We start from the raw sequence: 15,424 nt of genomic DNA, 5'->3' as shown, positions 1-15,424 counted from the left end.
AGCCCGCCCGGGGCCCCGGATCATCCTCCGGCCAGCGGATTGGGAAGTTCCGCCCATTGGTCGCCCAGGACCCCCGGGCTCAGCCGCATGAGGGTCAGCGCCTTCGTGGGTAGCAGGCCCGTCCGCAGGGCCTCGGTGTCGGCGGTGGCCGGCAGGGCGGTCGCCTCCGCGAGCGCCTCGGCGAAGGCTCCCGCCGAACCCGCCGTGGCACCGAGCGCGCCCGTCAGCAGGGACCCGAACAGCTTGCGGCGCAGGACGGCCACGTCGTCCGTGACCAGCCTGCCCGACAGCGGCGGCACCGGCAGCCCGTGCGCCCGCAGCCGGTCCGGGCTGATCCGGATGTCGGCGAGGTCGCGGTAGACCAGCCGCAGGGGCTCGCCGGCGGGGGAGAGGACGACCAGGAGGTTCTGCCCGTGGGCCTCCAGCGCCACCCCCATCTCCAGCACCCGCAGGCACACCGACAGCGCGAGGCGGGCGAACCGCGCCCGCCAGGCCGCCGATCGGGCCGGCGGGTAGGAGGCGAGGGCCGCCACCGGCAGCACCCGCTCGCCGGCTCCGGCGTCCGCGTACGCCTCGGGCGGCTCGCGGAGCACGGCCGCGAGGTCCGGGCTGTGCGCGGTCGCCGCGCCGAGGGTGCGGGTGATGTGCAGCCGGCCGTCGAGCCGTTCCGCCAGGCTCTGGGCGAAGGCGGACACGGCCGCCGCCGTCTCGATGGAGTAGACCGAGATGTCCCGGACGGAGGAGGTCAGCCGGGTGCTCAGGGCCGTCTTCACGTGCGCGCCGCCGTCGGCGGGCGCCAGCGTCCGCAAGGCCATCAGCGGATGCGCGGCGATCGCGGAGGGCATCCGGTCGTGCTTCAGCACGTGCGCCGCCTGCCACGGGTGCACCGGGACCAGGATCCGCCCGGCGTCGCGCAACGCCTCCGGCCAGTCGCCGGTGACCAGGCACTCCTCGGCCCGTACGGAGACCAGGCCCAGCTGCACCACCGGCCGGTGCTCCGGCGCGTACGCCAGCTGCTCGGCGACCGAGAAGCCCGGCCTGGAGCGGCAGTTGGGGTGGTACGGATGGCCGTCGACCACCCGCTGCTCCCACTCCCATGTGGCCCGGGCCGCACGGTCCTCCCCGGCGGGCGGCTGCCCGGCGCGGGAGAGCGCGAGGGAGGCCGTACCGGCGTCCAGCTCGGCGGCGAAATCCTCACCGTGCGGGACCCCGAGGGCCCTGACGAGCTGTCCGGCACGGCGGTGGGCCCGGCCGTCGAGCAGCAGCTCGTCCACGTACGGCCGTGTCGCGTACGGGTCCGGCGGCGGGCCCTCCAGCCGGCCGCCGCCCGCCAGCAGCAGGGCAAGGCCGCCCGGCGCCGCCTCCCGGCCCACGACCCACGGCAGGGGCTCGAAGGCCAGGGCCCGCCACAGCCGGGTCAGCACGGCCGCCCGGGCGCCGTCCAGCGAGGCGGCGTACGACGCCCCGAGCGCGGGCCGTACGGCGGCCAGTTCGGCGGCGACGGCTTCTTCGGCCGCGGAGGAGGGAATGGGCATGCTGGGCTCCGCCTTCGGAATGTCGCTTCGAGTGTCACGTCGAATGTCGCTTCACGGGATGATCAAGTAAACATGGCGGATACCGACGATCACGGCCGGTGGTTCCGCTTCGCGGACCTCCGGCCACCGGATGGACCGAATGGAACCAGTGGACCTCAACGCCGCCGCAGACGCCTACGCCGCCGCCCCGCTCCTGAACTGCCTGCTCCGCGAGGCGGCCGAGCCCGCGGGGCCGACCGGGCCGGACGAGGCCGCCGGGCCGACGGGGCCGGACGAGGCCGCCGCGGCGGCCGTGCACCGGCTGCGCGGCAGCGGGCGGCTCCTGCGCGTACACGGCGGCCGCCGGCCCGTGGGCCCGGAACTGCGGACCGCGAACGGCTGGCACCCGCTCGGCCACACCGAACTGGTCAAACTCGTCTCCGACGAACTCGGCCGGTTCACGGGGGTCGCCAACGACGAACTCCCCGTCGAGATCACCGACAGCCGCGACGCGCTCGTCGCCCTGCTGGCCGCCCGCGCCGCCGCCGAACCCCCCGCGGACCCGTACCTGCTCTCCGAGCAGTCCCTCGTGATGGGCCACCCGCACCACCCCGCCCCCAAGGCGCGCGGCGGGGCACCGGCCGGGAGCTGGCTGCCGTACGCGCCCGAGGCGCACGCCCGCTTCCCGCTGGTCTTCCTGGGGCTGCGCGAGGACCAGAGCGCGGGGGAGGGCGGGCCGGCCGTCACCGAGGCCATCGAATCCCTCGCCGACCTTCTCGACGCGCCGCGCGCCCCCGCCGGCTACGCGCTGCTGCCCGCCCACCCCTGGCAGCTCGACCTGGTCGGAGACCGGCCCGCGGTGCGCGAGGCGTTCGCCGACGGGCGGCTGCTGCGGCTCGGCGAGAGCCGGCGGCCGGCCTGGCCCACCGCTTCGATCCGGACCCTGCACATTCCGGATCCGGCGGCCGACCTGTTCGTGAAGTTCAGCCTCGACGTGCGGATCACCAACGACGTGCGCCGGCTGTGGCGGCACGACCTGCTCAAGGTGCGCCGCACCGACGCGGCCGTCGAGGCCGGGTTCGCCGCACTGCGCGCCACCGGCTCGGACGCCGCCTGGCTCGCCGACCGCGGCTACCGGACGGCCGCCTTCGCCTTCGAGGAGCTCGCCGTCCTGGTCCGCGACGGCCTGCGCGCCCACACCGTGCCCGGGGCCACCCCGCTGCTGGCCGCCGCGCTCGCCGAGGGCTATCCCGGGAGCCCGCCGGCCGGTGCCGCCGACCCCCTCGCGTGGTGGCGGGCGTACCTGCGCCAGGTCGTGCCGCCGGTACTCGAACTCTTCGCCCGGCACGGCGTCGTGCTGGAGGCCCACCTCCAGAACACCGTGATCGCGGTCGACGCGTCCGGCATGCCGGTGCAGGCCCTCTTCCGGGACGCGGAAGGGGTCAAACTCCTGCCGGACCTGTCGCGTACGCAGGCCTGGGAGCGGCTGGTGTACTGCCTGGTGGTCAACAACCTGGCGGAGATCGCGGGCGCCCTGGCCGACCGGTATCCGGCGCTCTCACCGCTCCTGTGGCCCGCCGTGCGGGAGGAGTTGCTGCGCTACGAGTCCCTGCGCGGGCTCCCCGAGATCGCGGCGCTCCTCACCGCCCCCGCCCTGCCCGCCAAGACCAACCTGCTGCTGCGCTGGACCCGCGCCGACGGCGCGGACGCCCGCTACCGCCCCCTGCCGAACCCCCTGCGAACGTAGGGCGTGGCTCCCGTCAGGAAAAGGGGACCCGGTGCGCGGCGCAGACCTGCCGGGCGGCGGGAGCGTGGCGGTACCCGGCGTTCGTGCGCAGGCGCCCTGCGCCGCCCACGCCCGGCAGCGCCCCGCGGGGGCGGCGGCCCGGGGTAGGGAATCGGCCAAGGTGGGGCGTGCGCCCCGATCCCCCCTCACCCAAAGGTATAGACCAATGCTAGGTTGGTCGGGCAGACCGCGCAGTCCTTGACCACCCGTCAGAGGAGAAGCCATGCCCTCCCCTTCGCGGGGCGGCGGCCCGGCCGCCATGCCCAAGTACCAGCGGATCGCCGCAGCCCTGCGCCGCGATCTCGACCGCGCCGCGCACACCCCCGGCGGAAGGCTGCCCTCCGAGCGCAGCCTGGCCGCCCGCTACCAGGTCAACCGGCAGACCATCAGGGCCGCCCTGCAGTACCTGCGCGAGGACGGCCTGGTCGTCACCGGGCGCCGCGGCTCCCGCCCCGCCGTCACGGCCGAGGTCGTTCCCACCGCGGCCGATCCGGTGGCCTTCGGACCGGCGTCTCCCGCGCCCGGACCCGCCCGGAGCTGGGTCACCGTGGTCACCGTCCCGCCCTCGCTCGCCGTGCCGCTCGGCATGTCGGGCGGGGACCGCACCCTGGTCCACCACCACCGGCAGGAGGGCCGGGCCGGGGAGACACTCCGGCACGCCGTCACCTACTTCAGCCCGGGCGTCGTCGCACGCACCCCCGAACTCGCCGTCTGCCGCAGCCGGGCGGGGCAGTCCCGCGGCGAGGACCTGGCCGCCCTCCAGTGCTGGCTGGAGCGCGCCGCGGCGGCCGGCCGGGTCGCCGAGACCATCACCATGACCCGCACCATCCACCCGCCGGCCGGCGTCCCGGCCTCCGCTCCCGCCTGCGGCCTGACCGTACGCCGCACGGTGCACGCCCCGTCCGGCCTGCTCGTCGCCGTGACCGACCTGGCCTTCCCCACCTGGGACCACCTGACGTTCCACCGGGACCGCCGCCATCCCGCCATCGCCGGCTTCCGCGTCCTGTAAGCCCCCGCGCGAGGTGGATGCGTCCACGCTCGGCCGACGCAAGACCGTCCTCCTCACCCCGCACGGCCTCCGTCGGACCCGCCGTGCCCGGACACCCAGGACGGCCGTACGCCCGCAGGCGCCGGTGCACGCGGAACCCGTACGGGACCCCGCGTGCCCGGCGCCTGCGCGCGTACGGGCCGCAGCGCTCAGGGCACCAGGACGCGTTCCGGCGTTCCGGCATCCGGCGCGGGACGCGGCGCCGACGGCCGCGGCTTCGCGGGCCACCACAGGGACCGGCCCAGGAGCACCGCGCACGCCGGTACCAGGACGACCGACAGGACGAAGGCGGAGAGCATGATCCCGAGCGCCGTCGCGAAGCCGATCTGCTGCGTGGCCGCGACCGGGTTGACCGCGAGGCTGCCGAAGGAGGCGGCCAGCACCACCCCGGCTGTCGCCACGGCCGGCGCGGTGTGCCGCACCGCCCGCGCCACCGCCTCCCGGGCCGGACCGGGCCGTTCCATCTCCTCCCGGATCCGGTCGGTCACCAGGATGTTGTAATCGGTGCCCAGCGCGACCACGAACAGGAACAGCACCAGCGGCAGGGTGAAGGCCACACCCGGCTGGTCCAGCCCGTGCTGGAAGACGGCCGCCGCGGCACCCAGCGTGGCGGCGAACCCCAGACCCACCGCGAGCATCAGGATCAGCGGGGCGAGCAGGCTGCGCAGCAGCAGGAAGAGGATGAGCGCGATCAGGGCCGCCGCGACCGGGAACACCAGCCGCAGGTCCTCGTCCACGGCCTTCGAGACGTCGGCGAACACCGCCGCCGTGCCGCCCACATGGGCCTCGGTACCGTCCGGCCGGTGCGCGGAGACCGCGTCGCGGACCGCGCCCGACGCCAGGTCGCGCGCCTCCTGCCCGTGCGGATCGGCGTTCGGGAACAGGTCGATGCGCGCCGCCAGGCGGTCCCCGCTCAGCACGGTCGGGGCGACCTGCCCCACCCCCTCCAGCCGGGAGAGCGCCCCCGACAGGCCGTCGACCCGGCCGGTGGTGAGCGGTGCGCCGTCCGACACCGCGACGTAGACGCTGATCGGGTCCGACACACCGGCCGGCATCGCCCGGGAGATCTCGGCCGCCGTGGCCGCGGCGGCCGTCCGCTCACCGCCCGCGCCGCCCGACCCGTAGTCCATCCGCATCCCGGCCATGCCCGCGGCGAGCGCACCGAGCAGGGCCACGCAGGCGAGGGCCGCCGTGAGGGGCCGCCGCACCAGCCACGCGCCGAGCCGGGCCGCCGAACCGCCGCGGGGCTCGCGCCGGTGGGCCCGCGAGGGCCAGAACATCCTGCGGCCGGTGACCGCGAGCAGCGCCGGCATGAAGGTCAGACTGCCCAGCAGCATCACCAGCACGGACACGGCGATGGCCGGACCGAGTACCCGGAACTGCCCGAAGGAGGCCACCCCGAGCGTGGCGAACGCCGCGACGATGGTGAGCGCCGCCGAGGTCACGGCCGTACCCACGCGCCCGGACACCTCGGCCGCCGCGGCCCGCCCCGGCTGGTCGGGACGCCGGCGCAACTGCTCGCGGAAGCGGAACAGCAGGAAGAGGAAGTAGTCGATGCCGATGCCCACCAGAACGACGTTGATGAGCTGCGGGGTGGACGGGTCCAGCGTGATGCCGGTCAGCATCGCGATGCCGACCACCGTGCCGGTCGCGGCGCCGCCGATGACGGTCACGACGATCAGCGGCAGCAGCGCGGCGAGCACGCTGCGGAACACCAGCACGTGCAGCAGCACGATCACGCCGAGCATCACGGCGGCTATCACCTGGGACCGGGTCTCCTCGGCGTCGACACTGTCGACGGTGGAGGCGAGCCCGCCCGTGTACCCGGTCCGGAACCCGGCCTCGGCGAACCCGGTCCGGGACTCCTCGCGCACGGCCCGATAGGTGTCCTGGACCCCGGGGTCCTGGGGGTTGCCCTTCAGCTCGACGGACAGCAGCCGGAAGCTGCGGTCGGGGGCCGTCATGACCGGGGCGACCTTCGGAACCTGCGAATGGTCCTGGGCGAACGGCACCTCCTCCTCGGGCTTGGGCATGACCACCCGGCGGCTGCCCAGCCTCGCGGCCTCCTCGTCGATGCGCCGTTCGTCGGCACCGCTCAGCTGCGCGCCGTCCTGCCTGGCCACCAGCACGGTCAGCGTGTTGGCGTCCGGCCTCACACCGAACCGCTCCTCGGCGACCTTCAGGGCGGCCGCCGAGTCGTAGGACGGGGGCAGGAAATCACCGGTGCTGCTCTGGGTGGCGCGGAAGACGAGCGCCTGGCCGGCGATCGTCAGGGCGATGCCGAGCACGGCCCAGACGGCGATCACCTTCCACGGATTCCTCGTCGAGAACCCGGTCAGGGCGCGGATCACGTGACTCCTCAGGTTGCGCGGCGGACCGGGGGTTCCCGGCCGGACTCCAGACCATCAGGGGCAGGCCGCAGAAACGTCGCCGCACGGGAGGAACCGCACCCCGGGAGCAGGGTCCCCGACCGGGCCCCGACCAGGACTGCGGTCCTGGTCCGCGATCGGCCCACGGGACGGCGGCACCGGCCGGCCGGGCTGCCAGAATGGGAGCAGAGGAACCGGCACGAACCGCCTCCGCACCGGCGGGAAGGCACGCCGGCGGGGGAGGACCGGCAAGGATGGACAAGGGCGCCGACCGGCTGCGCTGGACGCGCAACGACGCACTGGTGGCCATCGGGGCCGCCGCGGTGGACCTGCTCGGCTTCTCGGTCGGCACCCGCACCGAGGGCCTGGCCCCCACCCTTTCCGCCGTCTGCGCACTCATGGCGGCCGCCGCGTGTCTGCTGGCACGCCGCAGCCGGCCCGTCCCCGTGCTCGCCGCGGTGCTGCTCCTGGGGATCGTGCCCAACGTCGTGATCCCGGACGTCACACCGCACTTCCCGGCCGGCCTCGCCGTCGCCCTCTACTCCGTGGTCCGCTTCCGCCGGTCCGCCGTCGCCGCGGCGGCCGCCGCGCTGACCGTCCCGCTGGCCTCGGCGGGCCAGGGCGGCACGCCGCTCCCCTCCGGCCAGTCCCTCGTCGCCAACGCCGCGGCCACGGCCCTGGTCGCCGGCGCGGCCCTGGTCGTCAACCGCTGGCAGCGGGAGGCCGCGGCCAACCACGCCCGCCAGGCCGAACGAGCGGTCGCCGAGGAACGCCGCAGGATCGCCCGGGAGCTCCACGACATCGTCGCCCACCACATCACCGCCATGCAGCTGATGGCCGGCGGCGCCCGGGCCAACCTGGCGCACGACACCGAGGCGGCCCGCGAGGCCCTCGTCATCCTGGAGGACTCCGGCCGCATCGCCCTGCGCGAGATGCGCCAACTCCTCGACGTCCTACGCGCCGGAGAAGAACCGGACGAAACGCCTCCGGCGCCTCAGCCGGGCGCCGCGGACCTGGAGCGGATCGTCACCGAGTCACGGCTGGCCGGAACGGAGACCGAGTTCACCGTCGACGGCCCGGTCCGCCCGCTGCCGCCCAGCGTCGGCCTCACCCTCTTCCGCATCGTCCAGGAGGCGCTGACCAACACCCGCAAGCACGCCGGGCAGGCGCGCGCCCGGGTGCGGGTGACGTACCGCCCGGACGACGTCCTCGTGGAGGTGTGCGACGACGGCGCCGGTGCACCGGCGCCGACCGCCCGGCCCGCCGCCGGCACCGGGTACGGTCTGATCGGAATGCACGAACGCGTTGCCCTCCAGGGCGGGACCCTGGAGGCGGCCGCACGCGACGGCGGGGGATTCCGGGTGGCGGCCCGCCTCCCGGTACCGGCCGGGCGGGGCGGCGAGGGAGGGGAACGACACCGATGATCCGTGTGCTCATAGCCGACGACCAGCCGCTGGTCCGGAGGGGTCTCGCCCTGATCCTCGGCCCCGACCCCGAGTTCGAGGTGGTCGGGGAGGCCGAGGACGGCGCCCGCGCCGTCGCGCTCGCCCGGGAACTGCGGCCCGACGTGGTCGTCATGGACATCCGGATGCCCGTCCTCGACGGCGTCGCGGCCACCGCGGAGCTGGCAAAGACCCTCCCCGACGTCCGCGTCCTGGCCCTCAGCACCTTCGACATGGACGAGTACGTGGTCGCCGCCCTGCGCGCCGGAGCGTACGGCTTCCTCCCGAAGGACGTCTCCCCCGAGGAACTCGGCGCCGCGGTCCGCACGGTGCACGGGGGCGAGGCGGTCGTCGCACCCCGGCTCCTCACCCGGCTGCTCACCGCCTACGTGCGGACCCCCGCGCCCGCCCGCCCGTCCGCGGCCGCCGCGGCGGCGGCCCCGCCCGACATGACGCGCCGCGAGCGGGAGATCTGGCAGCTCCTTGCCACCGGACTCGACAACGCGGAGATCGCCGCGGAACTGGACATCAGCGTCTCCACGGTCAAGAACCACATCACCGGCATCTTCGGCAAGCTGGGCGTCCGCGACCGCGCCCAGGCGGTGATCGCCGCGTACGAATCGGGCCTGGTGGAGGCCGGCTGCGGGAGCGGTTGATCACCAAGTGCCCGCAAGAGGACCGGAATCCTCCTGCTGACCGCACCTCTGACCAGCCAGAACACTGGATGATTCGCCCGTGCGCAGCAGGCCCCGGGCATGGCACAGTGCGATCAGCCCAACCGCACGACCAGGGAGCCTCCATGCGCGACCCGCACCTCACGCCGCTCGCGGCCGCCCCCGGGTGCCCGCCGGAGTCCGGCCCGTTGCCGAGCTGTCCGGTGTGCGACGGCGTGCCGGAACGCATCTCCTGGCGCCAGCGGCCGGGACAGCCGGTGCTGCTGCTCTTCGAGCCCTGTGGCCACCGCTGGAGCACCCCCGCCCCGCCCGTCCTCGCGGTCACCCCGCCCCGGGCACACGGTCACGCCGACGCCGGCTGAGCCGGCGCCGGCGCGTCCGGTCAGCTGGTGAACACCTGGACGATCCGGTCGCCGTTGACCGCGACGCCCGTCTTGGTGAAGCTGCAGTTCTTGATGTTGCCCGCGTGTCCGGCGCTGTTCAGCCACCCGTCGACGTGGACCTTCTCGTCGCCCGAACCCCAGGCGATGTTCTCGGCGTACCCGTTGAACGTCGCCCCGGCCTTCTTCAGCCGGTCCGGGATGGACGAGCCGTCCGTGCCCGTGTGACTGGTGGTCGTGTCGTTGGCGTACTCCTGGGCGGCGGCCTGGACCTTGGGGTCGACCGTGAGCGGCTGGCACCCCGCCGCGACACGGGCCTCGTTGACGAGTTGAAGGACCTTGTCGGGGTCTGCCTGGAGCGGAACGACGGCGCGCACGCCCGCGGTCGCGGGCTCCGCGGCGGCAGCCGCTCCGGCGCCGATGGCGCCCCCGAGCACCAGCAACGAGGACGCACACACGGCGGTGCACCTACGCCGTACCCGGCCGGATCCGAAAGCCATGGGATTACCTTCCTTCTCCACGAGAAGCGGCAGACGCGGCGAACGCCGCCGCCGGTCACCCCCATCCCTGCCGATTCTCCGCCGACCCCCACCCACCCGCATCTCCCGACGGCGAAACCCCAGGTGAGAGCCCTGAAAGACCCCCCGTCGGCAGCCGGTCCGACCAGCCGGTCCGCCGCCGGACCAGGCCGTGTCTCGGTCGCTCGCGCGGCGGGCTGACGACGAAGCTGCACCTGTGTCCCACGTGAGCCAAGAGCCGGCACGGGAAGGCCAAAACGGGTTGCGACCGTGCACATGATCGGCTTGGGTGCGTGCTCGTGACTGCCTTGAAAGATCTTGTACGTCCGGACCGCTATCCACGCTCCTCTCGGTATGACCCCGCCTGGTTGCTCGACCTCGACATGGGGCCGAACCCGCTGTGGCTGCTGGAAGACCTCGCCCACGATCTCGACCTGCGCCCGGGCATGCGGGTTCTCGACCTCGGCTCCGGCAAGGGTGCCACGTCGGTGTTCCTGGCCCGCGAGTACGGAGTCGACGTCGTCGCGGCCGACCTGTGGATCGCCCCCGAACAGGCGGCAGAGGTCTTCGCCGAGGCGGGTGTCGGCGACCAGGTGGAGGCTGTGCGGGCGGAGGCGCACGCCCTGCCGTTCGAGGAGCAGAGCTTCGACGCGATCGTCAGCGTGGACGCCTTCGAGTACTTCGGTACGGCGGACAACTTCCTGCCCTACCTGCTGCGCTTCCTCCGGCCCGGGGGACAGCTGGGCATGGCGACACCCGCCATGACACGGGAGATACGTGAACTCGGGATGATCCCGCCCCACATCAAGGAAGTGGTCGGCTGGGAAGCGATCGCCTGGCACACGGCGGAATGGTGGCGCTTCCAGTGGGACATCACCGAGTTGGTGAAGGTCACATCCGCGCGGCTGCAGCAGGACGCCTGGCAGGACTGGCTGCTGTGGGCCCGAGCCGGCGCTGAGCACCATCCCGACGGCCGGAGCGCGAACCAGCCCGTTATCGACATGCTCACCACAGACCGTGGAGAATTCCTCTCCTTCGCTCTGGTAACCGCACATAAGAACTGAGCACACGCCACGTCGACGGTCTGTCTCTCCGGTCGTGATCGGAGAGACAGAACCTAGTCGTTCTGCTCCTGCGACAGGCCTCCCTCGATCCTGGCACGGCGGACGCTCTGTCCGCCCGGCCCGGACATCCGCTGGGTGACCGCGCCCGACCTGACGTCGACGTCCTCGATCTCCTGCCGTCGGGCGGGCGGCCGCTCCGAGACCGTCAGCCACGCCTGGAGGGCCCCGCCGAGCACCACCAGCACCGCCGTGCACAGCCACCAGGCCAGCGTCCACTTCTGCGTCAGCATGCCCGTCGCCACGTTCACGGCGGCCGCCACCGCGACCGTCCCGCCCGCGGCCAGAGTCCGCCTGCCCGCCGTCGCCATACGCAACTCCCCCTGCTTTACGTAGTATTGCGGCGCCCATCCTCTGATCACTTCTACCACGGGGGACGCGCATGCGCGGTAGACGGAGCCAGCAGATCAAGGGCGTGACGGCCGAAAGCGTGGTGCAGACCCAGATCCACATCAGCGGCGGCGAAGCCACCACCGAGACCGACCGGGCCGCGCGCGAACTCCACCAGACGGTCCTCGTCCGCCTGCGGGACGAGATCGCCCGCCTGAGGCTGGAGCACCCGGGCCGGATCCCGGTGCGCTGGTCGCCGACCGGGCGGCCGGTGCGTTCACCCGACGGCGCGCTGGGTCTCGAAGACAGCGCGGCCTCCACCGGCGTGGTGGACGAGGTGCCCGCGTACCTGCGGAGCCTGCCCCGCCGCCAACTGGTCGTGCTGGGCGGCCCGGGCGCCGGAAAGAGCGTGCTCGCGCTGTTGCTGGCCAAGGAACTGCTGCGCGGCCGGCGGCCCGACGACCCGGTGCCCGTGCTGCTGTCGCTGTCGTCCTGGAGACCGACGCTCGGGCTGCGGGAGTGGATGGCCCGCCGGATCCGGGAACTCGGGGCCGGCGGCGGGCGCCGCGACGGGCGGGACGCCGCTGCCGTACTGGTCGGCGAGAACAGGGTGATGCCCGTGCTCGACGGCCTGGACGAACTACCGCCGATGCTGCACGCCCGCGCGGTGGAGGCGATCGACGCCGCGGTCTGCGAGGGCATGCCGCTGCTCGTCACGTGCCGGGGTGACGACTACGAGCGGACGGTCCGCGAGAGCGGCCGCTACCTCACCCGGGCGGCCGTCGTCGAACTCGCCCCCGTGGAAATCCCGGACGCGATCGCCTACCTGGAAGAGTCGAAGGTGGTCGGTGACCGCCGGTGGGACGAGGTGTTCGCCGCGCTGCGCGGCCGTCCCGGCTCGGCGCTCGCCGACGCCCTGTCCTCCCCCCTCCTGCTGTACCTGGCCCGCACGGCGTACCAGGCGGGCCGGACCGATCCCGGAGAGCTGCTGGGGGAGCGCTTCGGGACACGGGAGGAGATCGAGTCGCACCTGCTGGAGCGCTACCTCCCGGCGGTGTACACCGCCGCCCCCGGAGCCTGCGCCCCCCGGTACGGCGCGGACCGGGCCAGACGCTACCTGACGACCGTCGCACACCAGATGCGGCGCGACGGGACCTTCGACTTCGCCTGGTGGCAGGTCCATTCACCGGTGACCGGGCTGGTCGTGGCGGCCGCCTTCGGCTGCACGTACGGCTGGTTCGTCCACCTGCTGTTCGGCGCGCGGCCGGGGCTGTACTCCGCAGTGGTGACGGGTGCGGTCGGCGGGGCGGTGCACCTGGTCGTCCGCGAGCGGCTCGCTCAGGTGTATGTGACCGAGGACGTTCTGCGCGGTCCGCGTGCCGTGCTCCGCCAGTACGCGGCCATCGGCCTCCTGTCGGCCCTGGCGGTGGCGTTGGCGATGGGCGCGGCCGTGAGCGGCTGGCTGAGCCGCGAGCTGGGCGCGCGACCGGGGGCCGTGCTCGGCTTCGGCGCGCTCGTCGGCGGGGCCGCCGGCATCGCCACACTCCTCGGGTCGGCCTGGGGCTCCTACCAGGTGTCGCGTACGTGGTTCTGTCTGACGGGCAGGCTTCCGTGGCGGTTCTGGGCGTTCCTCGACGAGGCCCACGAGCGCGGCGTGCTGCGCCAGACAGGGGCGGTCCACCAGTTCCGCCACCTCAAGGTGCAGGAACAACTGGCCGGCCGCGGCGAACCGTCGGCCCGGTCGGCTTACAGCGGCAGGGCCGTGGCATCCGTGCGGAAGATCCTCCTTCCGGTCCTCCCCAGCGCCGCCCAGGCCGTCGTGGCACTGGTGTGGCTCGGCGCGACGGGCTATGTCCACGCCACGGAGGGACCCATGGACCTTCTCAGGTTCCGTTCCGGCGACCGGCCCGCACTCGAAGCCGTGCCGTGCGAAGGCGTGTGTTCCACCGGCCGGATCTGGGAGTGGCGGCTGCCCCGGGGAGAGTCCCGGCAGACGGTGCTTCATGTGCCCGAACCGGACGGCCCCGCCGTCACGAGGTGGCACGGGCTGATGAGAGCCACAAGGTGCCCCGGCGCGACCGTCGAGATGACACTGCGCATGGGCAGCCATCCGCCGGTGTCCAGGACCGTGCCGGGCAACGCCCGCAAACCGGTCGACCTGTCGGCGGCGGAGCCGGCGCCCGACCCCGTTCGGCCGAACGGCGAACCGGTCGTCCTCACCATCCGCCGCACGGACCACAAACGGTGCGAGGTCTCCTTCACCTGGGAGGACGCCGGCGTGCACAGGGACGGCATGGAGTTGACCAGGAACCGCTTCGGGATTCCCCCACGCGTGCGGCCCTGACCCGGGGCGGGTGCGCACCGCCGGGGCCGTCGGTCCGCGCGAGGACCGGGTCCCGGGCCGGGTCGCCACCCGGCGCCCGCCACGGCGAGGAGGCGGCCCGCCGGCGTGGTGAGCGCGCCGCGCGGCGGCCGAGGGTGGTCATCGGCTCGTCAGGACGACGAGCTGCCGAGTCGCGCGGGTCATCGCGACGTAGCGGTCGACGGCCCCCGCCACGCCCTCGCCGAACCGGTCCGGGTCGACGAGGACGACCAGGTCGAACTCGAGCCCCTTCGACAGCGTCGGCGTCAGCGACCGCACGCGGGACGTCGGCCGGAACGCGGGATCGCCGATGACGCATGCGGTCCCGTCGGAGTGTGCGGCGAGCCAGCCGTCCAGTACCGACCGAAGGTCGGTGACGGACCCGTGGAGCACGGGGATGCCGCTGCTGCGGATGGACGTCGGCACGTTGGCGTCGGGGAGCGCGGCCCGGATGGCCGGTTCGGCGACCGCCATGACCTCCTGCGGGGTGCGGTAGTTGACGCCCAGAGCGGCGACCGTGATCCGGCCGAGGCCGACGCGCTCGAGCCGCTGCGTCCAGGACTCGGGGAACCCGTGGCGGGCCTGAGCGCGGTCGCCGACGATGGTGAAGCTCCGCGAGGGGCAGCGGGCCAGCAGCATCTGCCACTGCGCGTCGGTCAGTTCCTGGGCCTCGTCCACGATGACGTGCGCGAACGGGCCGGCCAGCAGGTCCGGTTCGGCGCCGGGCAGGACGCTCTCGTCGATCAGGCTGTCCTGGAGGTCCCGGCCGTGCAGCATGCCCATCGCGCCCTCGCTCTCGTCGATCACGACGTTCTGCAGCAGGCTGTCGATGGCGTCGGCCCTGCGGGCGCGCTCGGCGGCGACGGCGGCCTCGTGCCGGCGCCTGCGGACGGAGGCTTCCGCGTCGCCGAGCCGCTGCCGGGCGGCGTCCAGGAACGGCAGGTCGGACACCGTCCAGGCCCCGGGGTCCGCCCGCTGCAACCGGGTCACGTCGTCAGGTCCCAGCCAGGGCGCGCACTTGCGCAGGTAGGCGGGTACCGTCCACAGGTCCCCGACGAGGTCGGTCGCCTCGAGCATCGGCCACGCCCGGTTGAGGGTCCTGATCAGTTCCCGGTCCTGCAGCAGGGACCGCCGCAGCAGCTCGGGCGGGACGTCGTGGCCCTCGCCGCCGTCCTCGTGCTTGTCCATGAGGATGGCGAGGACTTCCTCCCGGATCTGGTCGCGGGCCTCGTTGTGCGGCGTCCCGGGTTCCACCGCCTCGAACGCGGCCGCCCAGTCGTCGGCGCTCAGCCAGACGTCGGACCAGTGGCTGGAGACCGTCATCCCCCGCGTGGGGGGCTCCTCGTAGACGCGGACGGCCGCGTCGACCGCCTTCAGCAGGTCCGCGGAGGACTTCAGCGCGGCCACGGCCGGGTCGCTCTCCTGCGCCGCCCCGGCACCCTCCGCCACGAGGTCGCGCAGCGTACAGGTCTGCACGCCCTCCTCGCCGAGGCTGGGCAGTACGTCGGCCACGTAGGCCAGATAGGGCTGGTGCGGGCCGACGAACAGGACACCGCCGCGGCGGTGTCCGAGCCGGGGGTCGGCGTAGAGGAGGTGCGCCGCGCGGTGCAGCGCGACGACGGTCTTGCCCGTGCCGGGGCCGCCGTCGACGACGAGGGCGCCGCGGGACCCCGCCCGGATGATCGCGTCCTGGTCGGCCTGGAGGGTGGAGAGGACGTCGCGCATCCGGGCGGAGCGGTGGCCGCCGAGGCTCGCGATGAACGCGGACTGGTCGTCGAGTGCCGCGTGCCCTTCGAGCGCGTCGGCGCTGAAGACCTCGTCCCAGTAGTCGCTGATCCGGCCGCCGGTCCAGCGGTACCGGCGGCGGCTCGCCACGTCCA

The 15,424-nt window shown here is 74.1% G+C and carries 12 protein-coding genes; 7 read left to right on the top strand and 5 right to left on the bottom strand.

The window, feature by feature from the left end; all coding sequences use genetic code 11:
* Positions 1-20: 20 nt before the first annotated feature.
* The gene (locus tag AVW11_RS06790) at positions 21-1,535 is read right to left on the bottom strand and encodes an IucA/IucC family protein (protein ID WP_076043508.1); all 1,515 of its coding nucleotides are present in this window, start codon (positions 1,533-1,535) and stop codon (positions 21-23) included.
* Positions 1,536-1,665: 130 nt separating this feature from the next.
* Here AVW11_RS06790 and AVW11_RS06785 point away from each other — a divergent pair, with 130 nt between their 5' ends.
* Together AVW11_RS06785 and AVW11_RS06780 are read left to right on the top strand one after the other, a co-directional pair.
* Positions 1,666-3,261, top strand: a complete 1,596-nt coding sequence (locus tag AVW11_RS06785) for an IucA/IucC family protein (protein ID WP_076043507.1) — start codon at positions 1,666-1,668, stop codon at positions 3,259-3,261.
* A 262-nt stretch (positions 3,262-3,523) separates the two neighbouring features.
* Complete coding sequence (locus AVW11_RS06780; protein WP_051699757.1) at positions 3,524-4,309, top strand: GntR family transcriptional regulator; 786 nt, start codon at positions 3,524-3,526, stop codon at positions 4,307-4,309.
* A 188-nt stretch (positions 4,310-4,497) separates the two neighbouring features.
* Here AVW11_RS06780 and AVW11_RS06775 read toward each other — a convergent pair whose 3' ends face one another.
* On the bottom strand, positions 4,498-6,699 hold the full coding sequence (locus AVW11_RS06775) for an MMPL family transporter (protein WP_060178371.1): 2,202 nt from the start codon (positions 6,697-6,699) through the stop codon (positions 4,498-4,500).
* Positions 6,700-6,971: 272 nt separating this feature from the next.
* On the opposite strand from AVW11_RS06775, the gene AVW11_RS06770 reads away from it, so the two are divergent.
* The 3 genes from AVW11_RS06770 to AVW11_RS06760 all read left to right on the top strand — a co-directional run bounded on the left by AVW11_RS06770 (position 6,972) and on the right by AVW11_RS06760 (position 9,195).
* Positions 6,972-8,141 (top strand): sensor histidine kinase, encoded by a 1,170-nt coding sequence (locus AVW11_RS06770; RefSeq protein WP_060178370.1) that lies wholly within the window; start codon positions 6,972-6,974, stop codon positions 8,139-8,141.
* Positions 8,138-8,815 (top strand): response regulator transcription factor, encoded by a 678-nt coding sequence (locus AVW11_RS06765; protein ID WP_076043506.1) that lies wholly within the window; start codon positions 8,138-8,140, stop codon positions 8,813-8,815. The genes AVW11_RS06770 and AVW11_RS06765 overlap by 4 nt, the downstream gene beginning before the upstream one ends.
* Before the next feature lie 143 nt (positions 8,816-8,958).
* On the top strand, positions 8,959-9,195 hold the full coding sequence (locus AVW11_RS06760; RefSeq protein WP_030843066.1) for a hypothetical protein: 237 nt from the start codon (positions 8,959-8,961) through the stop codon (positions 9,193-9,195).
* Positions 9,196-9,215: 20 nt separating this feature from the next.
* On the opposite strand, the gene AVW11_RS06755 is transcribed toward AVW11_RS06760, so the two are convergent.
* Positions 9,216-9,713 carry a CAP domain-containing protein gene (locus AVW11_RS06755; protein ID WP_076043505.1) on the bottom strand — a complete coding sequence of 166 codons (498 nt, stop codon included), beginning with the start codon at positions 9,711-9,713 and terminating at the stop codon, positions 9,216-9,218.
* Positions 9,714-10,099: 386 nt separating this feature from the next.
* Between AVW11_RS06755 and AVW11_RS06750 the strand changes: the two genes are divergently transcribed.
* The gene (locus AVW11_RS06750; RefSeq protein WP_225885044.1) at positions 10,100-10,795 is read left to right on the top strand and encodes an SAM-dependent methyltransferase; all 696 of its coding nucleotides are present in this window, start codon (positions 10,100-10,102) and stop codon (positions 10,793-10,795) included.
* Positions 10,796-10,848: 53 nt separating this feature from the next.
* Here the strand turns inward: AVW11_RS06750 and AVW11_RS06745 are convergent, their stop codons facing one another.
* A complete protein-coding gene (locus AVW11_RS06745; protein ID WP_030843060.1) occupies positions 10,849-11,163 on the bottom strand; it encodes a hypothetical protein in 315 nt (104 codons plus the stop codon).
* A 71-nt stretch (positions 11,164-11,234) separates the two neighbouring features.
* Between AVW11_RS06745 and AVW11_RS06740 the strand changes: the two genes are divergently transcribed.
* Positions 11,235-13,526, top strand: coding sequence for an NACHT domain-containing protein (locus tag AVW11_RS06740; protein ID WP_078857516.1), 2,292 nt, complete (start codon positions 11,235-11,237; stop codon positions 13,524-13,526).
* Positions 13,527-13,664: 138 nt separating this feature from the next.
* Here the strand turns inward: AVW11_RS06740 and helR are convergent.
* Positions 13,665-15,424, bottom strand: a 1,760-nt coding sequence (gene helR, locus AVW11_RS06735) for an RNA polymerase recycling motor ATPase HelR (RefSeq protein WP_076043504.1), incomplete at its 5' end; no start/stop codon positions are given.

This window comes from Streptomyces amritsarensis (genome assembly GCF_001953875.1).
Taxonomy (GTDB): domain Bacteria; phylum Actinomycetota; class Actinomycetes; order Streptomycetales; family Streptomycetaceae; genus Streptomyces; species Streptomyces amritsarensis.
The sequence above is the reverse complement of the archived record's forward strand: the minus strand, read 5'-3'. Positions and strand labels throughout refer to the sequence as shown.